The organism is Acidobacteriota bacterium (assembly GCA_028875575.1).
Taxonomy (GTDB): domain Bacteria; phylum Acidobacteriota; class Terriglobia; order Versatilivoradales; family Versatilivoraceae; genus Versatilivorator.
Map to the genome: position 1 here is coordinate 42,014 of JAPPDF010000042.1, position 24,782 is coordinate 66,795.

General features: G+C 60.6%; 17 protein-coding genes and 1 tRNA gene. 15 read left to right on the top strand and 3 right to left on the bottom strand.

Translation table 11 applies throughout. From position 1 onward, the window contains the following. Positions 1–12 precede the first annotated feature (12 nt). The 4 genes from OXI69_06195 (at position 13) to OXI69_06210 (ending at position 6,813) form a co-directional block, all read left to right on the top strand. A complete protein-coding gene (locus OXI69_06195; GenBank protein MDE2665723.1) occupies positions 13–3,864 on the top strand; it encodes an IPT/TIG domain-containing protein in 3,852 nt (1,283 codons plus the stop codon). A 613-nt stretch (positions 3,865–4,477) separates the two neighbouring features. Next, positions 4,478–5,242, top strand: coding sequence for an SDR family NAD(P)-dependent oxidoreductase (locus OXI69_06200; protein ID MDE2665724.1), 765 nt, complete (start codon positions 4,478–4,480; stop codon positions 5,240–5,242). A 37-nt stretch (positions 5,243–5,279) separates the two neighbouring features. Continuing rightward, complete coding sequence (locus OXI69_06205) at positions 5,280–6,059, top strand: phytanoyl-CoA dioxygenase family protein (GenBank protein MDE2665725.1); 780 nt, start codon at positions 5,280–5,282, stop codon at positions 6,057–6,059. Positions 6,060–6,195: 136 nt separating this feature from the next. Continuing rightward, positions 6,196–6,813 (top strand): cob(I)yrinic acid a,c-diamide adenosyltransferase, encoded by a 618-nt coding sequence (locus OXI69_06210; protein MDE2665726.1) that lies wholly within the window; start codon positions 6,196–6,198, stop codon positions 6,811–6,813. Between the two features lie 253 nt (positions 6,814–7,066). Here OXI69_06210 and OXI69_06215 read toward each other — a convergent pair whose 3' ends face one another. Beyond that, positions 7,067–8,170 (bottom strand): isocitrate/isopropylmalate dehydrogenase family protein, encoded by a 1,104-nt coding sequence (locus OXI69_06215; GenBank protein MDE2665727.1) that lies wholly within the window; start codon positions 8,168–8,170, stop codon positions 7,067–7,069. 155 nt (positions 8,171–8,325) lie between these two features. Between OXI69_06215 and OXI69_06220 the strand changes: the two genes are divergently transcribed. Further along, a complete protein-coding gene (locus tag OXI69_06220; GenBank protein MDE2665728.1) occupies positions 8,326–10,755 on the top strand; it encodes a hypothetical protein in 2,430 nt (809 codons plus the stop codon). Positions 10,756–10,759: 4 nt separating this feature from the next. On the opposite strand, the gene OXI69_06225 is transcribed toward OXI69_06220, so the two are convergent. Beyond that, a complete protein-coding gene (locus OXI69_06225) occupies positions 10,760–11,350 on the bottom strand; it encodes a TlpA disulfide reductase family protein (GenBank protein MDE2665729.1) in 591 nt (196 codons plus the stop codon). A gap of 170 nt (positions 11,351–11,520) precedes the next feature. Here OXI69_06225 and OXI69_06230 point away from each other — a divergent pair. The 8 genes from OXI69_06230 (at position 11,521) to rho (ending at position 20,364) form a co-directional block, all read left to right on the top strand. Then, a tRNA-Leu gene (locus tag OXI69_06230) sits at positions 11,521–11,605 on the top strand. 102 nt (positions 11,606–11,707) lie between these two features. Continuing rightward, positions 11,708–12,997, top strand: a complete 1,290-nt coding sequence (tig, locus tag OXI69_06235; protein ID MDE2665730.1) for a trigger factor — start codon at positions 11,708–11,710, stop codon at positions 12,995–12,997. Positions 12,998–13,034: 37 nt separating this feature from the next. After that, the gene (clpP, locus tag OXI69_06240) at positions 13,035–13,619 is read left to right on the top strand and encodes an ATP-dependent Clp endopeptidase proteolytic subunit ClpP (GenBank protein MDE2665731.1); all 585 of its coding nucleotides are present in this window, start codon (positions 13,035–13,037) and stop codon (positions 13,617–13,619) included. A gap of 100 nt (positions 13,620–13,719) precedes the next feature. Further along, positions 13,720–14,601 (top strand): hypothetical protein, encoded by an 882-nt coding sequence (locus OXI69_06245; protein MDE2665732.1) that lies wholly within the window; start codon positions 13,720–13,722, stop codon positions 14,599–14,601. A gap of 134 nt (positions 14,602–14,735) precedes the next feature. Beyond that, on the top strand, positions 14,736–15,971 hold the full coding sequence (clpX, locus tag OXI69_06250; protein ID MDE2665733.1) for an ATP-dependent Clp protease ATP-binding subunit ClpX: 1,236 nt from the start codon (positions 14,736–14,738) through the stop codon (positions 15,969–15,971). Between the two features lie 37 nt (positions 15,972–16,008). Beyond that, on the top strand, positions 16,009–18,435 hold the full coding sequence (gene lon / locus OXI69_06255; protein MDE2665734.1) for an endopeptidase La: 2,427 nt from the start codon (positions 16,009–16,011) through the stop codon (positions 18,433–18,435). Then, positions 18,432–19,022 (top strand): ribosome biogenesis GTP-binding protein YihA/YsxC, encoded by a 591-nt coding sequence (yihA, locus tag OXI69_06260; protein MDE2665735.1) that lies wholly within the window; start codon positions 18,432–18,434, stop codon positions 19,020–19,022. Before lon ends, yihA begins: the two co-directional genes overlap by 4 nt. 88 nt (positions 19,023–19,110) lie before the next feature. After that, a complete protein-coding gene (gene rho / locus OXI69_06265; protein ID MDE2665736.1) occupies positions 19,111–20,364 on the top strand; it encodes a transcription termination factor Rho in 1,254 nt (417 codons plus the stop codon). A 48-nt stretch (positions 20,365–20,412) separates the two neighbouring features. Here rho and cmk read toward each other — a convergent pair whose 3' ends face one another. After that, entirely contained in the window at positions 20,413–21,099 is a 687-nt protein-coding gene (gene cmk, locus OXI69_06270) for a (d)CMP kinase (protein ID MDE2665737.1), read from the bottom strand. 874 nt (positions 21,100–21,973) lie between these two features. Here cmk and OXI69_06275 point away from each other — a divergent pair. Both OXI69_06275 and OXI69_06280 read left to right on the top strand, forming a co-directional pair. After that, complete coding sequence (locus OXI69_06275; GenBank protein ID MDE2665738.1) at positions 21,974–23,338, top strand: hypothetical protein; 1,365 nt, start codon at positions 21,974–21,976, stop codon at positions 23,336–23,338. Positions 23,339–23,397: 59 nt separating this feature from the next. Continuing rightward, the gene (locus OXI69_06280) at positions 23,398–24,753 is read left to right on the top strand and encodes a hypothetical protein (protein ID MDE2665739.1); all 1,356 of its coding nucleotides are present in this window, start codon (positions 23,398–23,400) and stop codon (positions 24,751–24,753) included. The last annotated feature ends 29 nt before the right edge of the window (positions 24,754–24,782 follow it).

The window sequence follows — 24,782 nt, forward strand, 5'->3', positions numbered from 1 at the left end:
GGAGCCGTTTCCGTGTCATCCAATTCAGGCAGGAACAAGTCCGGCCGAGGCCCTTTGAGCGGTTGTGCCTCATCTGAGAATGCTTGCCCGCCCGGCAAGGCTCGCTACCAGCCGCTCCTCTGTCTGCTGGCAGCGGTTTTTGTCTGGTGGAATTCCCATTCGCCAGCCCTGGCCTTCGTTCCCTTCCTCAGCGGCGCCAAATGGAAAACCTTTCCGGTCGTCTACAAGATCCATCAGGGCGGCCTGCCTGCTACCGGCAACCGCAGCGAGTTCGTGGCTGTTCACGCCGGCTTTGAAGCCTGGGAAACCTTAGAGGATTCGGCGATTACCTTCTCTTACGGTGGCACAACCGAGACCCGGGCTGCCGCCCTGGACTACACCAACGTGATCTCCTTCCAGGACGACAGTTTTGACTTCAGCTCGGGCGTGGTTGCGGTGACTCTCACCTTTTATTTTCGCAATGTCGAAGACCCTCCAATTGTGGATGCCGACATCCTCTTCAATCCCAACCAGATCTTCTCGAGCGACGGCGCACGCGGCACCTTCGATCTTCAGTCGATTGCCACCCATGAAATTGGACACCTCCTGGGGTTGGACCACACGGCCATCGTGTCGGCCACCATGAATCCAACGGCCGGTCTGGGAGTGACCTTCTTCCGGGTACTGCAGACGGATGACCGCATCGGATGTTCGGTCCTATATCCTGAGCCCGCATTCAGTCGTTCTACCGGAGGGATTGAGGGAAGCGTTCTGCTCGACGGCGAAGGGGTCTTTGGCGCCCACGTGGTGGCCCTGGACGAGGAGGGGAGGGCGGTCACCTCGGCGCTTTCCGGCGAAGACGGCAACTACCGGATTTCAGGGCTACCCGCCGGTTCCTATACCGTTTACGCCGAGCCCCTGGATGGGCCGGTGATGGAGCGCAACATTATCAAGCCCCGTGGTTCTGCGGACTTCAACACCCGATTCGCCACCACCTTCCTGGGGAGCGGTCCGGACAGCCAGGTCGGGGACCCGGTCGCGGTGAGCGCCGGCTCCACCCTTACGGGCCAGGATATCCCGGTCTCGCCTCCGGCTTTACCTCACCTGAATCTCGACGATCCATTTCTGGGTACTCGCCTCCATAGGGGCGAGAAACGATCGATTCGAGTCTTTGGGGACGGACTTGGGTTTGGGAGCAGGTACTTCCTGCTGGGCGAGGGAATAGTCTTGGAATCGCCCAGGTCAATCGGTGGCAGTGGAGCGGAGATTCAGGTGAACGTGGAAGGCAGCGCACTCTTGGGTTCGAGGAGTCTGTTCGTGGAGAAAGGGGATGTCCTGGCGGCCTTGAGCGGGGGCCTGGAGGTAACCGAGCCGGGCCCGGAGGTTTCCGGAATCACTCCCCGTTCGGGCCCGCGCGCGGGGGGCACTTCGGTAACCGTCACAGGTTCGAACTTTGATCGCGACGCCATCGTGAGCCTGGACGGCATTCCTCTGAACGACCAGAAATGGCTGAACTCGGGGATGATTCAGGGGACTACCGGGCCCAACGGCTGCGGTTCTTACAACCTGCTGGTGATCAATCCCGACGGTAGCAGCGACAGCCTGCAGTCGGCATTCGATTCCGTATCGCCGGCGCCGACCATCGATTCCGTGACCCCCGGTTCGGCCGAGGTGACCTCGACGGTCACAATCTCCGGGCGCAACTTCGATCCGGTGGCCGAGTACAACCGGGTTCGCTTCAACAACCATCCGGCGGAAGTGATCTCGGCAACGGTAAGCCGGATCGTCACGCTGGTTCCCTTCGGTGCCACCAGCGGTCCGGTTACAGTAGAGGTCTGCGGCAAGGTTGCCACCAGCAGCGAGTTCACGGTGCTGCCCTTGCAGCCCAGCCGGAACCGTCCCCAGCCGAGTTTCTCCTACCTGGATCTGAGCCGGGACCCGGAAGCCTCCCGGTTGGAGTTCCGGCTGGACGAGGAAGAGGACCGAACCCCCGACGACTCCTTCGCCAGCGTCGCCTTGCCCTTCAAGTTCGTCCTGTTCACCAGGGCGTTTCCGGAAGGGAGTCCGGTCAACATTTCCACCAACGGCTGGGTCTCGCTGACCCCTGCGGTTGGGGGGACGGCCGAATGGGAAAACGGCCGAATTCCCGGACACCAGGTGCCTCGTCCCGACCGTTCTGTCGGCCAGATGCCGGCCAACCTGATCGCCCCCTTCTTTCACGACCTGGTGGTTGGAGAGACCGACAGCGCCGTTTACACCCGCGTGCTGGGTGAGGCTCCCGACCGCCGTCTGATCATTGAATGGAAGAACTTCAGCGCCTACGACGATGAGGACGACCCTGAACCGGACTACGCGACCCGGTTGACCTTTCAAGCGGTGCTCTATGAGGGGAGCAACGACATCGCCTTCCTCTATCGGCGCTTGCAAGGGCCCTTGACCCAAGGCGAAAGCGCCACCATCGGCCTTCAGAATGACCGACGCGACCGGGCCATCCAGTTCGGTTTCAACCGGCCGCGGCTGTCCGAAGGCAGAAGTCTGTTTTTTCGTTTCAATCCCGAGGACGGCAGCTATGCCTTCGAGCAGTTTCTACCGCTGGTCACCGACACCGAAGAATTCCGCACCAACCTGGGCCTGACGGCCGACATCCTCTCCGGGGCCACTGTCGAGCTGACGCTGTTCGACCCCACCGGACAGCCGCTGGGTTCCCGGACCGAGAGCGTTTCCCGAGGTGGGCTGATCCAGCTCAACCACCTGGTTCGCCGCCTGCTGGGCAGCGGGTCCAGTAAGCTCTCCAATGTCTCCGGTTCGGTGCTGGTTTCCTCCGACCAGATGGTGTTTCCCTACGTCACCCAGATCGACAACCGGTCCAGCGACCCCAGCCTGGATTTGGGGGCCATGTCGGGCGGCACCCGGCTGGGGATCCTCTCGACCACATCGGTAAACCAGTTTCGTTCCTCCCTGGTTGTTCTGAATGTTGGAGACACGACAGCCGACGTTTCCCTGATCCAGCGGGATGGAGGAGGCAGGCTGCTCCACCGCCAGCAGGTGGCCATCCCCGCACGCGGCCAGTTCCAGAGCCCGGACCTGCATGCCGACCTCGGAATCTCCAAGGTCTCCGGTCCCCTGGAGATCCAGTCCACCAACGGGGTGCCGCTGATTGCCACCTCACGGGTGTATGCGCTCGATTCCGGCACCAGCGGCTTCTTCCGCGGACTGGATCTGGAGGCAGCCTCCGGCCATGCGGTGATTCCCATCAGCCGGGAGAGCGGGGAGTTTCGCAGCAACCTGGGGATCACCAACCTCTCCGGGCAGCCGGCCAGGGTGCAGGTCCAACTGTTCGATTCCGCGGGGACCCGTCTCGGAATGACCAGCCAGCAGGTGCCGCCGTTCGGTCTGGTCCAGTTGAACCGGGTAAACCGGCGGCTTTCCGGTTCAGGCGGGGGGGGTGACACTCTCGGTTGGATCCAGTTGGACGCCGACCGCCCCGTGGCTGGATTCGTGTCACAGATCAACAACCAGACCAGCGATCCGGGATTTGCCCGGTCGGACGTGCTATCTTCCACCAAACTGCTGATACCCTCGGCCACCAATGTCAACCAGTTCCGATCCACGATCACCATCGTCAATGCGGGAAACGGGGGAGAGGCTCGTGTTCGGGTTCGTGTCCGAAACCGCCAGGGGCAAATCATTGGCGAGAGCCGGAGCCGAAACTTGCCCCCCAACGGGATTTTCCATCTGGACGATCTTCTGGGGAGCCTCGAGGTGCCGAGCAATTTCGGCCCGGTGGAAATCGAGTCCCTGAATGGTGTGCCCCTGCTGGCCGTGTCGCGTGTCTACAGCATCAATGACGATACCGGCGGCTTCTTCCTGGCACAGCCGTTTTAGGGAAGTGTGAAGTGAGAAGTGAGAAGTGAGAAGCGTGGAGTGTGGTTAGCGAAGAGTTTCGGGAACATTCAAGTGACTGATGACATGTCACTTGCCAGAAAAAAATGCCGGCGCTTAGTGGCTGGAAACCTGTTCAAAGTCAAACATGGGCAGAAATTTGATTCACATCGATGCACAGGATGCACAGGATTTTTCGTACCTGAAACATACGCCTGCGGATGGTGGTTGGATACTGCTTGATAGTCAAGCATGAGTAGAGGGTTTATTAACATGGATGAACAGGATACACAGGATTTTTCTTGGAGACGGCGGCGTTGCAGTCCTGGACTTGCGCAAATCCTCACACGATCATCGCTGGAGTCAGCCCCTCGTGCAGCAGCCTTCCATACTGATTATCCTGTGCATCCTGTTGCATCCATGTTTAAAAATTAGGCCATGAAGATTTGTTGTTTCACCCTCTTGTGATCCGCCCAGTCGTGGGGGGGCGGGGGCGGAGCTTGTTTTATGGACTACGACGGGGCCGACAAGATGCTTATCCCATCGATCAAATAGCTATCCACTAATCACTCTTCACTCGTTTTTCAACGGAGTGTACCGTACAAGAGGGACCGATATGACTGATCCGAACTTTTATTCTCTGGCTGACAAGGTGGCCATCGTCACCGGCGCCGCTCACGGCATTGGCGCCGCTATCGCCGAGAGGTTTCTCAAGGCGGGAGCCCGAGTCGTCTTCGCCGATATTGACGCCGATGGCGCCAGGGAAAGAGCCGGCCAGCTGGACGGCTCCGGGGAGCGCAGCCTGGTGGCGCCGGTGGACCTGACTCAGGCCGACGAGGTGGCCGGCCTGGTCGAGCGCGTTCTCGACCGGTTCGGCACGGTGGATATCCTGGTGAACAACGCCGGCATCGCCGGCCCCACCAAGCCCCTGGTGGAGGTAACGGATGAAGAGTGGGATCAGGTGATGGCCGTTAACCTCACGGGGGTCTTTCTCTGCTGCAGGGGGGTGCTGCCCACCATGCTGAAGAATCAGTCCGGCCGGATCGTCAACGTGGCCTCCATTGCCGGCAAGGAGGGGAATCCCACCTTGGCGCCCTACTCGGCCACCAAGGCCGGAGTGATCTGCCTCACCAAGGCCCTGGCCAAGGAAGTCTGCCAGCAGGGCGTTTACGTAAACTGCGTGACGCCCGCGGTGATCGATACGCCGATTCTGCGCCAGGTGGGGCAGGAAACCATCGACTACATGATCAGCAAGATTCCCATGGGACGGGTGGGGAGGCCCCAGGAGGTGGCGGCCCTCATCCACTTCCTGGCCAGCGACGATTGCAGCTTTACCAACGGCGCCTGCGTGGACATCAGCGGTGCGCGAGCCACCTATTGAACTTGGGTCCGGCATCGTAGCCGGGAGGGGGAAGCTCATGAACCAGGCACCCTTCATTTTCAGGAGCCTGAGCGATTCCGAGTTGAGGCGGTTTGCCGCCGAGGGTTACCTGGTGTGCGGCGCTACCCTGTCCCCGCGCGGACTGGAGCAGATCCGGGAGGAGTGCATGGCCACCTGGAACAGGGAGAAGAGCGCGTTCGACCCCGGTAAGACCTGGTTGGAGAACGCCCTCTTGCCCAATATCCACCATCGGTCGGCCATGGTGCGCCAATTCTACTTTGCCGGACCCCTGGTGGACGCGGCCGAGCAGATCATCGGGCCCAATCTCAAGGCGGCGACCAGCCAGCTAACCTTCAAGACCAGGGGCAACCGCATGGTGTTCCCCTGGCACCAGGACAACGGATACGGGGAGCTGGAGCCCTACAACGCCCTTTCCTGTCTGACCGCCCTGGACGACACCAGCCTGGAGAACGGCTGCCTCTGGGTCATCCCCGGAAGCAACCGGACCGGACAGCAGGCCCACGCCCAGGGCAAGGCTGCGGCCGATGTCAAGCATGGGGCCGAACTGATGGCCCGTGCAGACGAGTCCAAAGCCGTGCCGGTCCCCATGAAGGCTGGAGAGTCGCTGGTGATGAGCTGCTGGACACTGCACAAATCGGGGCCCAACCGCTCGGGCCGAGACCGGCGCATTTTGTTCTTTCGCTACGCCGACGCCGATGCGGTGGAGGTATACAACCAGCGCCGGCCCCGATTGGGACGATTGCTGAGAGGCCGGACCCGATTCGAGGAGGTGCGCCGGTTCGAGGCGGACCTTTAGCTTCATACCGTTAAGAATTGAAAAAAAAAGAGTTACCCACGAAGGGACACGAAGGATTACGAAGGACCACTAAGGCGTTGGAGAAGGCTCAAGAGGGGTCCGCCTAAGGTCGGGGAGCCCCAAAGGAGGTCATGGCTTGACGGAATCTCGATTCAACAAACCCAGGGTGGCCATCAATCGCGTCTATACCCGGAAGGGCGACTCCGGGCAGACCAAGCTGGTCGGGGGCCAAAGAGTGTCCAAGGGATCCTTGCGCCTGGAGGCTTATGGCACAGTGGACGAGCTCAATGGATTCGTTGGTATGGCCTGCCAGACGGCTCGAGAGCATGTGGATCCCAACCCGGAGTTGCAGACCATGGTGACCTGCCTGGTCCGGGTTCAGCACGAGCTGTTCAACCTGGGGGCAACGCTCGCTACCTTGCCCGAGGACATTCATCCCCGCCAGCCACAGGTGACAGAGAAGGACATCCAGCGGCTGGAGCAGGAGATGGACCGAGCCAACCAGGATCTGGAGCCCCTGCGATCCTTTGTCCTGCCCGGAGGCAATCGACTCAACCTGGAGCTTCACCTCTGCCGCACCATCTGCCGGCGCGCCGAGCGGTGCTGTGTCCGGCTGGGTGAGGAGGGGGACGTCCCCGCGGCGGCCGTTCAATACCTCAACCGGCTGGGAGACGCGCTCTTCGTCTGGAGCCGATGGGCCAGTCACCTGACGGGGACTCCGGAAACCCTGTGGGATCCCAATATTGCCGGCTGAGTGTCTCTAGCCCGCATATCTCACCAGGGGGCATGATCATGGCGCAGGACATTCCCCTTCAGCGCGTGCTCGCGACCGAAGAGCGTAGCGGTTTCTACGGTCGAGGGAGCATGTGTGCGCTGAAAGGGAAAGGACAAGCCAGGGCATGCCCAGGGCCGTCTGTGATGCGCAAGCCCTTGACATGGAGCCAATCAAGGTGCTGAAGATAATCTACTTCTTGTAATGCCTCCAGCGGCTTGGTGAGAGATGCGGGCTAGTCTCCCGGCTGGTTCCCCGCTTCGCGGGACAGCAAACGGGCGGCGGCTTCCGTCACCAGGCTGCCCATCTCAGCCGTCTTCAATCGCCCGCCCAGATCGGCGGTTCTGTTCCGTGGCGCGACCAGCACCTCGGTCACCGCCTTTCTGACAGCCCCGGCGGCCCGCCGGGTTTCGGGATGTCCCAGCCAGTCCAGCATCATGGCCGTGGAAAGAAGGGTGGCCAGCGGGTTGGCCAATTCTCTGCCCGCGATGTCGGGGGCTGAGCCATGGGCGGGTTGGAACACGGCAAAGTCGTCTCCAATGTCGGCGGAGGGAGCCATGCCCATTCCTCCCACCAGCCCCGCCGCCAGGTCGGAAAGGATGTCTCCGAACATGTTTTCGGTGACCAGCACGTCGAAGTCTGCCGGCCGCTCGATCAGATGGAGGCTGGCGGCGTCCACATAGAGTGCTTCCGTTTCAACCTCCGGAAACTCCCGGCTGATCTCTTGAAAAACACCCCGGAAGTAAGCCATGGACGGAAGGATATTGGCCTTGTCGACCAGCGTGAGTCGTCTCCTGCGCCCCATGGCCTGCCGGAAGGCGGATCGAAACAGGCGTTCCGACCCGGAGCGGGAAATGACCATTTGATCGCGGACCTCGGAGGCGGTCAATTCCATCGGCCTGAGACGGCCCGAGAACAGACCTTCAGTACTCTCCCGAACGATGAGGAAGTCGATCCTGCCGTCCTCCATGCCCCTGAGTGGGGAGAGGTCGGCTTGATAGAGATAGTAGGGGCGCAGGCCGCAGTAGAGGTCCAGTTGCTCGCGCAAGTCCACCTGAGGAGCCATCTCCAGGCCGTTGGGCCAGCGAACGCTGGGCAGCCCCATGGCTCCCAGCAGGATGGCATCCTGCTGTCGACAGGCTTCCAGGGTTTCCGGAGGCAGGGGATTTCCATACTCCAGGAAGGTCCCGGCCCCGACGGAAAACTCCTGCAGTTCGAAGGAGACCCCTTCCAGTTCCTGCTCGACGGTTCTCAATGTCCTGACCGCCTCGGCGATAACCTCCGGCCCAATGCCGTCTCCCGGCAGCACGGCAATTCGAAAGACTGTCTCCTGGTTCACGGTCCCTCCCTGCACGATGTGATTCCCCGCCGGCCACGCCAACTCGGTTCAGCGCCGTTCCGATCTAGTGAAATCTTTCCAGAGCAATGACCACGCTTCCCGGTGAGAAATGCAGTCCAAGCATCCGATATCGTATCATTCGTGCTGCGGCGTGTATGCGGCACGGATTTATTATTGACTTCGATCTGACCATGAAGTGGTTTCTGCTCCTGATTGTGCTGTCGGTCTGGTCCTCGGAGAAGGGGTGGTCTCAAGAGATCGACATCCCGCTGACCGTGCGGGAGACTGCCGGACTGGCTCGCAATCAGCATCCCATCACCTCGGGCGTTCCGCTACCTCGGGGGCTTCTCGAATCAGGCCGCCTGCTCCAGTTGATGGACGGGCAGGGCCGCTTTGTTCCCGCCGTCATTAAGGAAATAGCTCGGTGGCCGGATGACGGGAGCCTGCAGTGGGTCCAGGTTCACTTTGCCGCCAGCCTGCCGGCCAACGGGCAAGTGGTGTACTTCCTGCGTCGGGTCGGCGGCCTGCCGAGATTTCCCTCGCCCATCGGCCTGTCCCGCCGCAGCGAGGGAGTGGAAGTGGTTACCGGGCCCCTGCGGTTGTTCATGGGAGGCCCTTCCCAGCAACTGCTGGACCAGGTCTGGGTGGACGAGAATTGGGGCTACGATTTCTCCGCGCGCACCCGGATCCTGGATAGCGGCCGTTTCCGGATGATCCTGAAAAGTGGGGGCAACACTTATGGGATGGGTCCCTGGAGCGAGAATCGGGTAGAGGTGGAAGAGGCCAATGCGTTTCGCGCGGTGATCAAGGTGTCGGGTACATTCGTCTCCGAGGATGCGGGAGTCGCCCCCGTGGAATACGTGGCCAGGGTTACCGTGTATGGGGGAAAGACGTTTTTCAAGCTGGGCTTGACGCTGATTCGGCCCTGTGGCTCGGGGACCGGGGAGTTTCCGGTGGAGGGCTTCAGCCTTGAGGCTCAACTGAACCTGGATCCGCTTTCGCGGCGGTTCGCCCTGGGCGGGGGGGATCGGGATCATCAGGGCCACTTGGATCGAACTTCAACCGTTTCCCTCTACCTGGACAGCCCCGATTCCTATCGCCTCTCGGTGGTAGAGGCGGATCAGTCAGCCCCTGACGGCGGCGCTGGCCGTGAACCGGTTTCCTCAACGCTGCGGCGCCGGGTGGAGAAGGAATTCCGATCCAACCTGGGCTGGGCGGACCTGGCCGACGGGCGGCATGGTCTGGCTCTGGGTGTGAAGCGGTTCCGGCGGTTCTATCCCAAGGCCTTTGAAATCAATAAGTCGGGCAGCCTGATCGCGCGGCTGTTTCCGGAGGAGGCCGAACCTTGGGACCTCCCGCCCGGTGGGTCCAGGACCCACCAAATGCTCTTCTACTTTCACGGCGACCGCAGCCTTGCCCAGGGTCGGGTCAAGAACGAACTCGTGGGTCTGCAGAAACCGGTGTATGCGTTCGCGGCTCCCTCCTGGTATTGCCGCGCCGGCCAGGCCCTGGGACCGCTCTCGGAATCTTCCCCCGAGGTCTACCGGGAGGGTTACTGGCCGCTGGTCAGAGAGGTTGACGGCTGGATGGAGAGACAGCGGGAATTGCCGGCAGGTTTGCCCCGCGACAGTCGGGAAGCGGGCGACAACGACGGTTACGGCGGGCTCGGTTCAGGCGAAGAGCGGCCCCGCCCCGAGAGTGCCGAAACCCCCTCGAATGGCATCGACTGGACCGTCGACCGCAGCGACGCTCTTGCCCATGGTCTTTTCCTCCACTTCTTTCGGACCGGAGACCCCGGATCGCTGGAGGCTGCCGAGGAGTTGGTTGACCACTGGGTGGATCTGGGAGTTTCCGGGCGGACCCACCCCGCCTCCGGCGGATGTGCGCCGAGCGGTTGGGACGGGCGCGGGCGGGAACATCTGCTTTTCTCATATCTGCTGACCGGGAATCGCCGAGCCCTGGACGCCGCCCGTTCGTGGCTGGAGCAGGTGGCGGTTGCAGACGAAGTGAATCCCGCTCGGGCGCCCCGCCATGCGGCCGCGGTCCTGATCGGACTGGTCAGGGGTTACCAGGTGCTTGGGGACGAGCGCTATCTGGAGAAGGCCCGGTGGATGGTGGATGTCATCCGGGCCTGGCAAGAGGGGGATTGGGGGCGCTTGAAGGAACTGTCCCCGCTGAACGCCCTGCGGTGGCAGGCGGAACGCGGGCGGATCGGCAAGACTGAAGCCTGGGACAGGGCGCAACTCTGGTCAGCGATCCACAGGAGTCGGGACTGGTTGGGGCAAGACCGGGTCGAAGCTTGCCTGGAACGGGAGGCCGAGTCAATCCGGGGCAGGTCGGGAGAGTTGCTGACCGGCTTGAGGGCTTCCGGGAACTTCCCGCAAGCCGGAATGAGTCTGGCGTCAGGATTGACTGCTCTCTACGAGACCGGGCGCGATCCGAAACTCTGGGAACTGGCGCTGAGGGTGTTTACCGAAGCAACGCAGGATCGGGGAGTCTCCCGGTCGGTCCCGGCGGGTGCGTTTTCGGGCGAAGCACAGCACTTTCTGTGGTATCTGTCGCGGGCATTCGATCCGCCCCAGTGAGGGATCAGAGAAGAGGGGCGACGGCCTTGTGAAAGACCTCATAGTTCTGTCCACCAACCAGGCTCCGATCCAGTCGGCCCTTCCGATCGATGACGAAGGTGGTGGGCAACCCTCCGATCCAGTCCGGCGCAAGGAAGCCGATCAGCGCCTCGTAGCTATCCTCGGCATTGATATAGGTGGGGAAGGTCACGCCGTTTTCCTTGAGGAAGTCCTCCACCTGTCTTCGCTGCTCGGCAAAGTCGACCGAAATCAGGATCAAGTCCAGACCCTGGTCCCGATATTTCCCGTAGAGCTTGATCAGCTCGGGAAACTCCTCGCGGCAGGGAACGCACCAGGTGGCCCAGAGGTTGATCAATACGACCTTTCCCTGCTTCTTCTTGAGAATTGTCTTTAGCGTGGCGGCCTCTACCGTTTTCAGAACAGGGTCGGCGCCGGGGGGCGACTTCCGGGGATGGGCTAGGGAGGCCGGAGAGCCTGCCGGGCTGGCAGCCTGCAGGCAGATACAGAGCGCTGCCAGCAGCGTCAGAAGCCGGCGAAATCGCCTTCGCTTCCCCACGTCCGTCTTTTCCCGCGGGTACCTGGCTGGAATCGTCATACCCGGACTTCTCCTGCTGTCAGGTTGGCCTGTCCTATGGGCTCGAAATTGACACGAAAACGACAAAGATGCTATAAAATTTGTCGCCTGCTGTCATTGGCATTCGTCGCAGTGCCCAGCCTTACTGATCCGGGCAGCTTCGGGCAACCGGGCTCGGAGATGCACACCAAGCGAAAGTGGCGGAATTGGCAGACGCGCTGGACTTAGGATCCAGTCCCGAAAGGGGTAGGGGTTCAAGTCCCCTCTTTCGCACCAGATTCCGACCCTTTTTGATCGTTTCCTACCCTTTCGATCCAACCAGAACAAGCTAGGCAGCGGGGTTGCGTCCCTGCCAAGGTGGATGTCTTGAAGGTTGAAGTGAACCTCTTGAGTTCTTGCAGGACCGAGTTGGGCATAGAAGTGGAAGCCGAACGGTGGAAGCCCGACTACCAGGCGGTCTGCCAAAAGTACCTGCGGCAGGCACGGGTTCCGGGTTTTCGCCCCGGCAGAGCGCCGCTGCCGATCGTCCAACAGCGATTCGGGGATTCCATCAGGGCCGATTTTCTGGAAGCGGCCGTTCGCAAATACTTCAAGGAGGCGGTGGAATCGGAATCCCTGACACCTTTGTCGTTGCCCAAGATCGCAGAGGTCGACTTCGCTCCGGGGCAATCCTTTACCTTCAAGGCCACCTTCGAAGTCCCGCCCACTCTCGAGCTTCCCAATTACAAGGGGCTGGAGATCGAACAGGTCCCGACCGAGGTCAAGGACGAGGAAGTGGAAGTCGTCCTTGGACAGTTGCGGGAGCAGTCGGCGGAGTATTTGCCGGTGGAGGACCGGCCGGCAAGCTCCGGTGACCATGCCGTTATCTCGCTGGAGGGGAAGTACTCTACAGCCGGGCGCAAGGATATCCGCGACGAGGACGTCACCTGTGAGCTGGGTGGAGAGGGGACGCCGCAGGAATTCACCGACAACCTGAGCGGGGCCCAGTGCGGAGAGACCAGGACCTTTGCAGTCACCTATGAAGACGATCACCCCAACAGGCAACTGGCCGGCCAGCAGGTGAACTATCGCGTGGAGCTCAAGGCCATCAAGCAGAAGCGCCTGCCCGAACTCAACGACGAATTTGCCAGAGATGCCGGGGACTACTCCTCACTCGAAGATTTGCGGTCCAAGGTACGGGCTGACTGTGTGGGGCGAAAGGAGAGAGCCGCCCGCTCCGAAATGCAATCCAGCCTGGTCGATCGGATGGTAGAAGACACCTCCTTTGAGGTGCCCGAAGTGCTGGTCGAGGAACAGCTCGAAACACGGCTGAAGGAAACCATGCAGGCTCTGATGATGCAGGGCGTTCACCCCAGCACGCTCAAGCTGGATTGGAACCAGTTTCGGGAACAGCAGCGAGAGAAGGCGGTGCTGGATGTGAAACGCGCCGTCCTGCTGGAGCACATTGCCGAAGAGGAGCAGCTGACCGTTTCCGATGAAGAGCTGGAAGAAGAAATCTCGCGCATCGCTCAGGGGGCGGACCAGCCGATCGAGGCCGTCAGATCGCGCTTGACAAGGGACGGGGGCGCCGCTAGAATCAAAAACACGATCCGAAACAGGAAGTGCCTGGATTTAATCCTTCGTCTGGCGTCCGTCAAGACTCCCCCGGGACTTATCGTTCAACCCTAAATCAGTCACAGCCAAGACTTCAGGGGATCCCAACCACATGTTAGTTCCCATGGTAGTGGAACAGACGAGTAGGGGCGAACGCGCCTACGACATCTACTCCCGCCTCCTGAAGGACAACATCATATTCATCGGAACCCCGATTGATGACAACATCGCCAACCTGGTGACGGCTCAATTGCTTTTCCTGGAGGCTGAGGACCCGGAGAAGGACATATCCCTCTACATCAACAGCCCTGGCGGTTCCATCACGGCCGGCCTGGCGATTTACGACACCATTCAGTTCATACGGCCGGATGTAACCACCATCTGCGTGGGGCAGGCGGCCAGCATGGCGGCCTTGCTGCTCAGCTCCGGGACACGGGGCAAGCGCTTTGCTTTGCCCAACTCGCGGATCCTGATTCACCAGCCTTCCATGGGCGGATTGTCCGGCCAGGCTTCCGATATTGACATTCACGCCAAAGAGATTCTCCGATTGAGAGATACCACCAGCCAAATCCTCTCCTCCCATACAGGACAGCCTTTGGACAGGATCGAGCGGGACGTGGAGAGGGATTTCATCATGACGGCCGAAGAAGCCCACGACTATGGGCTGGTCGATCAAGTCATCGTGCGTCATGAGTAAGGGCAAACCGAGGTTTCCTTCATCCGGTCCGCTCCGGAAAGGGGCCGGCGGGTTTCCACGTGGTGAGGCGCGCTGTCTAAAGGCGACGGCGTGACCGAAAATGCGTCAGGCCAGTGGAAGGGCATCGGGTCCCACCGATGGTTCGGCAGGGTCCTCACGCGCAAGGCGAATCGGTTCGGCGGCGGCGGGGTTCGCCGCGCTCTGGTTGGCGCTGGCGGAGATGGCCTCCTTGGGGCTGGCGGCGACCGGGATGAGCCAGGAGGAGTCGGCCGCGGTCATTGCCCGGACCCGCCAATGGGTGCAGGGATACATGGACTCCCTGCCCAATTTCACCTGCCGGAAGACCATACGGGTCTTTGTGGTTCCGGCAATTCGAAGGCCGGAGTTGCGCGATTGGGCAGTCGAGATACCCAAATGGGTGCGTTCGAGCAGGGGAGGGAAGCCGCGGATCGATGAGTCGGAGTGGCTGGTGCGGATGGTGAAGGGAGGCCGGGAGAGTTATGAATGGATCGGCGGCAATCAGCGCGGCCATGGATGGGGGTTTTTCGGTCATTGGTTGAAGGCTCTTTTCGGCCAGAAGTATCCCACCGAGTTCGAGTGGATTAAAGATGCCCGGCTGCGAGGGTACGGAGTGCATGTGTTCCGTACGGTGACGCCGAGGAATTTTTGCCAGTATGGGGGGCGCGCCGGCGACAACACCGTGCTGGTCGGGTACCGCGGAAAGATTTATATTGACCGGGACAGCGGGCGTGTTTTGAGATATGTGGCCGAGGAACCGATCGGATTGCCCAAGCGACACCGGGTCAGGTCGGGCAGAATGCTTTTCGACTATGATTTTCAGGAGATTGGTGACGAGGTTGCGCTGCTTCCGCTAAAATCGCTGGCTTATACCCGGTATCGTGGCAGGTCGACCCTGGCGGAGAGTACCTTTCACCAGTACCAGGAGTATCAGGCAGAGACCAGGCTCGATTTCGGGGAGTAGTCATCCAATGAGGGGAATGTCGGAGAATCCAGAGTGGAGCCGTTCCTTGACGCCTGGGCGGCATCGGGGAATGGAGGTCGCTGGGTCGGCGCGAGTCCCGGAGAGGGTTCGGCACGCCGACCGGAGGAGCTGACTTGAAAAGAAACAGCACCGAGGAATCATTGAGATGTTCCTTCTGCAACAAGAGTCAGAATGACGTTCGCAAGCTGATCGCCGGTCCCACCGTCTTTATCTGTGACGAATGTGTCCGGGTCTGCAACGACATCATCGATGACGACCAGGGTGTTGACTCCGACGCCAAACCCCATCCGCTGCCGAAGCCGCACGAGGTCAAGGCGTATCTGGACGAATACGTCATCGGCCAGGAGAAGACCAAGAAAAAGCTGGCCGTGGCGGTCTACAACCACTACAAGCGAATCGAGCTTGCCCGCCGGCGTAGCGAAGTGGAGCTGACCAAGAGCAATATCCTGTTGATCGGCCCCACCGGGACGGGAAAGACGCTGCTGGCCCAGACCCTGGCCAAGAGGCTCAGCGTGCCCTTTGCCATCGTGGACGCCACCACCCTCACCGAAGCCGGATACGTGGGCGAGGATGTCGAAAACATCATTTTGAAATTGCTTCAAAGCGCCGGCGGGGATGTGGAGAAATGCCAGCATGGCATGATCTACATTGACGAGGTGGACAAGATTTGCCGAAAAGACGAGAATCCCTCCATCACTCGGGACGTGTCCGGGGAGGGGGTGCAGCAGGCGCTGCTGAAAATCCTGGAGGGAACGGTCGCCAACGTGCCGCCTCAGGGTGGAAGGAAACATCCTCACCAGGAGTTCACCCAGGTGGATACGACCGATATTCTCTTCATCTGCGGTGGAGCCTTTGTCGGCCTGGAAAAAGTGGTCGAGCGCCGCATCGGCAAGAGAACCCTCGGTTTTCGCAGTGACGTCAAGACGGTGCAGCAGAGGCGAAACCTGGCCATGCTGGAGAGAGTGGAGCCGCAGGATCTGATCCGGTACGGCTTGATCCCCGAGTTTGTGGGCCGCATGCCCGTGGTGGGAACCCTGGGAGATCTGGATATCGCTGCCCTGGTGCAGATCCTCACCAAGCCGAAGAATGCACTTGTGAAGCAGTACCAGAAGTTGTTCGAATACGAAGGAGTCAAGTTACACTTTAATCAGGACGCCCTGGAGGGTATTGCAGAGTTGGCCCAGGAACGGAAGGTCGGGGCCCGGGGGCTGCGCATCATCATCGAGGAACTAATGCTCGATCTCATGTACCTGCTGCCTGCCCAGCGAAAGATCAAGGAGTTTGTGCTTACCAAGGAAATGGTGACTGCCAACTCCATAGATCTCTCGCTCCTGGAAAAGGCAGGTTAAACCACGGCACGGAACCTGTTTTTCTCGAGAAAGCGGAATGGCGATGTTCGGTAAGCCCAAAGAAAAATCGGAATACACCCTCTTGCCCATGGTTCCCATTCGGGACGTGGTGCTTTTCCCCTACATGATGATTCCCTTCGTGATTGGGCGCCAGGCCTCGGTGAAGGCCCTGGAAGTCGCCTTCAACGGGGACAAGCGGATCTTCCTGGCGACCCAGCACGATGCCGCGGTCGACGATCCACAGCCCTCCGAGATCTATTCCACCGGGACCATTGCCAATATCGTCCAGAGCCTGCGCCTGCCGGACGGCAACATCAAAGTGCTGGTGGAAGGTGTGGAGCGTGCCAAGGCGCTTCAGATCCTGGAAGAGGATGAGTACATGAAGGCCGTCTTGCGGCCGACGTCCCCCGCCCGTTCGGCGCAAGGCGATACCGAGGCACTGGTCAACAAGGTCACCTCGCTGTTCGAGCAGTATGTGAAACTGAGCCAGAACCTGAATTACGACACCATGGTAGCCGCCGTGCGCGTCGAGGACATCGACCGGCTGGCCGATACCGTGGCTGCCAATTTGGCCGTCACCATCGAGGAAAAGCAGGAGTTACTGGAAATCTTCGATTCGGTGGACCGCCTCCACCGGCTGAGAGACATTCTGGATGTGGAGATCGAGAAACTGAACGTGGATCGTTCCATCAACTCGCGGGTCAAGCGTCAGATGGAAAAGGCCCAGAAGGAGTACTACCTGAATGAGAAGATGAAGGCCATTCAGAAGGAATTGGGGCGTAACGAGAAATCGGAGGTGGATGAGCTCAAGAAGAAGATCGAAGCAGCCGGCATGCCCAAGGAGGCCCTTGAAAAGGCCATGCAGGAGGTGAAGCGGCTGGAAATGATGCCTCCCATGTCGGCCGAGTCCACCGTCTCCCGCAACTACATCGACTGGCTGCTGGCGGTTCCCTGGAAGAAGCGATCCAAGGAAATTCAGAAAATCGAACGGGCGGAAAAGGTTCTTGAAGAGGACCACTACGGACTGGAGAAGGTCAAGGAGCGCATCCTGGAGTTCCTGGCCGTGCGCCAGTTGGTGAAAAACCCCAAGGGTTCGATTCTCTGCCTGGTAGGACCTCCGGGAGTGGGGAAGTCGTCGCTGGCGGGTTCCATAGCCAGAGCTACCGGACGCAAGTTCGTCCGGCTTTCCCTGGGGGGAGTCCGGGATGAGGCCGAGGTCCGGGGGCATCGCCGAACCTATATCGGGGCTTTGCCGGGGCAGATCATCCAGATGATGAAGAAAGCCGGAACCAAGAACCCGGTCTTTCTGCTGGACGAAGTGGACAAGATGAGCATGGATTTCCGCGGAGACCCCTCGGCGGCCCTGCTGGAAGTATTGGATCCGGAGCAGAACCACTGCTTTGTGGACCACTATCTGGATGTGGAATACGACCTGTCGCAGGTCATGTTCATTGCCACCGCCAACGTCATTCATACCATTCCGCAGCCCCTGCAGGATCGAATGGAAGTCATTCGTATTTCGGGGTACACCGAGGCCGAGAAGCTGGAGATTGCCAAACGCTACCTGGTCAAGAAGCAGATTCCCCGGAACGGCTTGAAGGAGAAGAACCTGGTTCTGTCCGACGAGTCCATTCTGGGGATCATCCAGAACTACACCCGGGAGTCGGGGGTGCGCAACCTGGAACGGGAGATCGCCTCGATCTGTCGCAAAGTTGCCCGCAAGGTGGTCAAGGAGGGCGCTGGAATCTCGCGTCAGGTCGACAGGAAGAATTTGAACGACTATCTGGGAGTCATCAAGTTCCGCAACACGCGCTCGGCAGAGAAGAGCGAGGTCGGTCTGGCCACCGGTCTGGCCTGGACCGAGGTCGGGGGAGAAGTGTTGAACACCGAAGCCACCTTGATGGAAGGCAAGGGTCGCCTGACCTTGACCGGAAAGCTGGGAGAAGTCATGCAGGAGTCGGCGCAAGCCGCCATGAGCTACGTGCGTTCCCGCTCCCACCGGCTGGGAGTTCCTCGGGAGTTTCATCGGAACTTCGACATGCATATCCACGTACCCGAAGGAGCCATTCCCAAGGACGGACCCTCGGCCGGAATCACCATGGCCACGGCCATGATTTCCTCCTTGACCAAAATTCCGGTAAGGCCGGACGTAGCCATGACGGGGGAAATCACTCTGCGGGGCAAGGTGCTGCCCATTGGCGGCATGAAGGAGAAGCTGCTGGCTGCACACCGGGCCGGGATCAAGGTGGCCGTTCTGCCTAAAGGGAATGAGAAGGATCTTTCCGAGGTGCCCCAGAACATCCAGGAACATTTTTCGATGCACTTCGTCGAGACCATGGACGAGGTGCTGAAGATCGCCCTCGAGGATGAGATCCCGGTCGCCAAGGAGAAAGCGGAGGACAAGATCGAGGAGTACAAGCCTTCAATGGAGAAGGATTTTTCTCAAGATTCCATAACCCATTGAAGATCTATTCCGCCGAGTTGGTATGCAGCGCTCCTGATCCGTCCCGGTTTCCACGGGATGACCTTCCTGAAATCGCATTCATCGGCCGCTCCAATGTCGGCAAATCCAGCTTGATAAACAGTCTGTTAGGGCGACGCGGACTCGCCCGCACCAGTTCCACCCCGGGACGCACCCGGCTGATCCATTTTTTCAGAATCAATGGACGTTTCTATTTTGTCGACTGCCCGGGTTATGGCTACGCCAAGGTTTCCAAGGAAATGAGGCTTGGGTGGGCTCGTTTGTTCGACAGCTATATTCAACAACAGGAGAGGCTGGCAGTTTGCGTTTCGATCATTGATTCGCGGATCGGTCCAACCCGGCACGATCTGCAAACCCTCGAGAGGTTGCGACAGTTTTCCCTACCCTTTTTTATGGTTTCTACCAAGGCCGACAGGCTATCCGGGAGCGAGCTGCAGAAATCGCTCAAACACACCCGGACACTCGCACCAGCAGCCACGGTGGTGGCGTATTCCGCCACCAGGAAGACCGGCCGTGACAAGGTGTGGGCACTTCTGAGTCGTCATATCCAGGGGACAGCACAGCCGTAGACCCATCGCCAAAATCCAGATGAGCGCCGCCCGACCGGGCCGGTTGCCCATACCCGACTTTGAAATCCCGAAACTCCAAGGAGTCTTTATGGACATTGCCGAGCTGAAAGAAATGAACATCGCCTCCCTGACTCAGATCGCCAAGGATCTGAATGTGGCCGGCGCAACCGGAATGCGGAAACAGGAGTTGATTTTCAAGATCCTGCAGGCCCAGACGGAGAAAAACGGCCTGATATTCTCGGAGGGTGTGTTGGAGACCCTTCCGGACGGCTTTGGGTTCTTGCGAGCGCCTGACTACAACTACCTGCCGGGACCGGACGATATCTACGTGTCTCCCTCCCAAATCCGCAAATTCGATCTGCATACGGGGGACACCGTATCGGGCCAGATTCGACCCCCCAAGGACGGGGAACGCTACTTTGCCTTGATCAAGGTCGAAGCCATCAACTTCGAGCATCCCGACGTTGCCCGCAACAAGATCTTCTTCGACAATCTCACGCCGCTCTACCCCGAGGACCGGATCCGGCTGGAGACCCAGCCCGACAACCTGTCGGCCCGGGTCATGGATCTGATGGTTCCCATCGGAAAGGGCCAGCGCGGACTTATCGTTTCGCCGCCGCGGACCGGGAAGACCATGCTGCTGCAGACCATCGCCAACTCCGTCACCGAGAACCATCCTGAAATCATCCTGATCGTGCTGCTGATCGATGAAAGGCCCGAAGAGGTCACCGACATGCAGCGGTCCGTCAACGGTGAGGTCATCAGCTCGACCTTCGACGAGCCGGCCACTCGCCACGTACAGGTTGCCGAGATGGTGATCGAGAAGGCCAAACGGCTGGTGGAGCACCAGCGGGACGTGGTGATCCTGCTGGACTCGATTACCCGTCTGGCTCGCGCCTACAACACCATCGTGCCCCCGTCCGGCAAGGTGCTTTCGGGTGGGGTGGACTCCAATGCGCTGCAGAGACCCAAGCGGTTCTTTGGCGCCGCTCGCAACATCGAGGAGGGCGGCAGTCTGACCATCATCGCTACGGCACTGATCGACACGGGAAGCCGCATGGACGATGTCATCTTCGAGGAGTTCAAGGGAACCGGCAACATGGAGGTTCACCTGGAGCGGAAGCTGGTGGAAAAACGGGTCTTTCCGGCCATCGACATCAACCGCTCCGGTACCCGCAAGGAAGAGTTGCTGATGCCCAAGGATGAACTCAATCGGGTGTGGGTGTTACGAAAGGTGCTCAATCCGCTTTCGGCGGTCGAGACCATGGAGCTGATGCTGGAACGGCTATCCAAGAGGAGATCGAACAGGGAATTCCTGGCCTCCATGAGCAACGGCGGCTGAGTCCATCGGCTGGATCCGCAACCCCTCTTCCGCTGTTTCTCCCGACACTCAATCGCTGCCGGACTTCCCCTCCACGACCTGGACCATCTTGAGGATTTTCTCAACCACCTCGTCGACCGTCTGGTTGGAAGTATCCAGATAGAGCGCGTCGCGGGCTTGTACCAGAGGTGAGTCGGCACGCTCCCGGTCGCGCCGGTCCCGCTGCCGTATTTCCTCGAGAATGCCTTCCAGGTTCAAGGCGCCGGTCTTGTCTCTATTCTGGGCGAATCGCCGCCGGGCACGGGTAGGTTCGGACGCGTCCAGGAATATCTTCAGTTCGGCCTCGGGAAACACCTTGGTTCCGATGTCTCTGCCTTCCATGACCACCCCGCCGCGCCTGCCCAGGTCCTGCTGCGCTCGAACCAGGATCCTGCGCACCCCGGGAATGCTGGACACCCGGGAGGCCGCCTGGCCGACGGCTTCCGTACGAATGGCCTCGGACACGTCCGCCCCGTCCAGAATGACGCGAAGACCATGCGGGCCGGCCCTTAGCTCGATCCGGGCGCGGCTGGCGGCCTCAATGACGGCATCCGGCTGATCCCACGGCAGTCGTTCCCGGGTGACCTTGAGTCCGACGGCGCGGTACATGGCCCCGGTGTCGATATACAGGTAACCCAGCCGCTGGGCGACCTTCCGGGCAACCGTACTCTTTCCGGCCCCCGAGGGTCCATCGATGGCAATGCGAAAGCGAGTCATATGGGAAGGCGTCGTCTCAGAACGACAAGCAGGAAAAAGAGATATCCACGAAGGGACGCGAAGAACCACGAAAGGGCACGAAGAGACTGATTCATGTCAAGGTTCAGGCCCGTTCGACAGGATGGTAAACACTACCGGCGATTCAAGCAAGACCGGCACCCGTCCAGCTTACGCCTACGGGTGCCTGTTGTCACCGTTTCGCGGCTCCGTCCCTTACAGCTCATAGTCAATCGCGGGGCGCCGCGTATGCCCCCTCCGGCTCGGCTGCGGGCTTCGCTTTCGGGGCGCCGCGTTGGCCCCCCTCCGGCTCGGCTGCATGCTGCGGCCTGGTCGAAGGGACGCCGCGTTTGCCTCGCCGACTCCCCCTCAAGGGGGGAGTGATACCAGAGCGTTGTTGCAGGCCTCAAGAATCACTCCCCCCTTGAGGGGGAGTCGCAGAAGCCGAGCCGCAGGCGAAGGCTGATGCGGAGGGGGGCATACGCGACGCCGCAAAGCAGCGCCGAATGGCGAAGGCTGATGGGGTGGGGGGGAAGCGGCCCGGCACCGGGGATCGATGTCAATAGTGTCCCCGAGTTTGGAGATCCGTTTCCCCCTGTAACTCCCTGCCGCGCTCCCAGACTCTCCTCGCTCCCCTTTTTGGCCCCTGGTGGTCCTTCGTGTCACTTCGTGGACAACTCTGTTCCGTCTTTCATCGGCCGCCTCCGCCCGCCGCGACTTCGCCTCCTGGAAAGAGCCGTGACGATTCCTCGGGTTTGTGTTGTATGATAGGCGGGGTTCGGGCGCAGCCGGATGGCGGGACCGTTTCCGGGTGGCGCTGAGCCCCCCTTTTGCCAGGTCCTATCGGTTATCCCTTCAGCCAAACCCAGGGGCATTCATGGCCAAGCTCAATCGCCGCGAAATGATTCAAACAGGTGCTTTGCTCGGTGGCGGCGTTGCCGCGGGCCGTTGGCTGGAGGTCCCCGCCGCTGCCCACTCCCGCGGGAGCGACTGCCGGTGGCAGCAGGAATACACCTTCGGGCACACCGTGCTTTTCATGGAGGAGTACTACCAGGGCACGCTGGACATCCTGGGTGCCCAGAGCGGAGAGCTGGATCAGATCGGCGATCTGACCTCCCGCGCCGCCAGCCTCGTCAGGAAGGGGGGCAGGGTGTGGACCTCCATGAACCTGGGACACATGCCCTACTACGAGCAGAAAGACGACCGCCGCGGTAGTCCCGGCATCATGAAGACCCATTCAACCTCCCTGGGGGCCGAAAAGGATTTCGACCAGATGCAGAAGGGGGACATCGTCTTTACCAACCGGGCCAACAAGGCCGTGTTGGCTGCCAGAGAGCGGGGCGTCTACGTCGTCTGCGTCACCATCAACTACTGGAACAACGAGTTCAGGCCTCCGGGCTACAATCACCCGTCTCACGGCTGTCCCGACGGGTTGATGCTCAAGGATGTCTCCAACGAGATCCTCCACAGCCATGTTCCCTACGAGCAGGGGCTGGTGCATGCTCCGGAAATTCCCGAGTTCGCCATCTGCCCTTCCAGCGGCACCGGCAGCGGCGCGATCCACTGGATGCTGAACGCCGAGATCGCCAACAAGCTGGCCCATCCCAATGCCAAGGCAGTGGACAAGAGCGCTCAGTACCTGCGGATCCTGACCGAGCGGGTGCAGCGCACCCGCGGCCATTTCGATCGCATTCGGGAGACCACGGCCATTATGGCCGAGCGCGTCCGGGCCGGCGGGCGTTGGTTCGGAAAGAGCATCGAGCATCCGGGGTTCGAGAGTGAATTTCACGTCGCCTCCGGCATCCGGGTGGTGAATTGGGGGGATTGGGACGCCAACCGGGAAAAGAACGTCATGTTCATCAACGCCATCTCGCCGGCCTATCCGGAAGAGATGAAGTTGGCGCTGGAAAAGCAGGTGGAAGGCGCCTACGTGGTAGCCGTCGGACCCGCCTCCACCGACGGCGTGGTTCCTCACGGGCGCCTCATCGACGTGGCCGACGTCGGATTCGACAACTTTTCTCCCGAGTCCGGGGGGGTAATTGAGATTGCCGGGCAGTCCAAAACCATCTGTCCCACTTCCGGAATCGTGGGGAACGTCATCCAGCAGATGATCATTGCTCAATGGTGCGACGAGATGGTGCGGCGGGGCTCTGTGCCCTATTTTCTGTTGGGCGTCTACCGGGAGGGCGGCCGCGAATACAACGCCGCCATGAAACCCTTTTTCGAATTACAGGGGTATTGACACTGGAGCTTCTCCCCGGCAGCGGGTCAGGAGTGATGAGCATAAATTCGGAGGCAGGGATGGGTAACAAGATCCACCGCCGTCTGTTTCTGGGAGGAGGCGCCGGGTTGGGCGCCTGGCTGTCGGGTTCCGCCAACCGGCCTGAGCTCCAGGCTGCCGAAACCGGCAGTAGCGGATGCCTCGAACCGGGAGCCCCGACCTATGGCCATACGGTGCTCTTCATGGAGGAGTACCACCAGGCCACCATGGAGATGCTGGGTCGCCTCAGCGGCGAGCTCGACCAGGTTGGCGAGCTCACTTCGCGGGCGGCCGCGGTGATCAAGGCGGGAGGAACGGTGTGGACCTCCATGGACGACGGCCACATGCCCGGGCCAGAGCAGAAGGCCACCAGACGGGGCAATCCCGGAATTCTCCGCAACCACAATGGATACAAGCCGGCTACATTCGACGCGATGCAAAAGGGCGATATGGTCTTCACCAACCAGTGCAATCGCGCCGTGCAGAGAGCCCGGGACCGGGGCGTCCACGTAGTGGCGGTGACCGTGAACTACGTGGACAATGAGTTCCGCCCAAAAGGCTTCACCAATCCCAACGAAGACAACCTGATGCTCAAGGATGTCTCCAACGAGATTCTGCACAGCCATGTTCCCTACTACCAGGGGTTGGTCCATGCGCCCCAGATTCCCGAATTCACCCTGTGCCCCTCCACCACCACCGGCAGTGGGGCGCTTCACTGGATGCTGACCGCCGAGACCGCCAACAAGGTCTGGACCGGCAGCACCAAATCGGTGGACAAGAGCGCTGAATACCTCCGGGTGCTCACCGAGCGAGTGGATCGGATCAGGCGACACCAACCTCGAATCCGGGAGACTGCCGTCACCATGGCCCGACGCATTCGCCGGGGAGGCCGCTGGTTTGCGCGAAGCCTGGAGCATCCGGGATTCGCCAGCGAGCTCAGCGGGGTGGCCTCGGGACCGATGATCATAAACTGGGGGGACTGGGAAGCAACCCGGGAACTCAACGTCATGATCATCACCGCCATCTCACCGGCACACGTCCCGGAAATGCGGCTGGCTCGGGAGAAGCAGATCGAGGGCGCCTACGTGATCGGAGTCGGTCCCGGCTACATGGACGGGGAAGTGCCTCCCGGTCGGTTGATCGATGTCGCCGACGCCGGCTTTGACAATTTCTCTCCGGAGCGGGAGGGCGTCATTGAAATCGCAGGTCGCAAGGAACGCATTTGCCCGACCTCGGGCATTGTGGGCAATGTCATTCAGCAGATGATCTGTGCGCAGTGGACCGATGAAATGGTCCGGCGGGGATCGGTGCCCTACTATTGGATGGGCTTTTTCCAGAACGGGGGCCGACCCTATGACGATGCTATTCGCCCTCATTTCGAGGCCCAGGGCTACTAGTGTCCTGTAACAGAACACTAGCCCGCTCT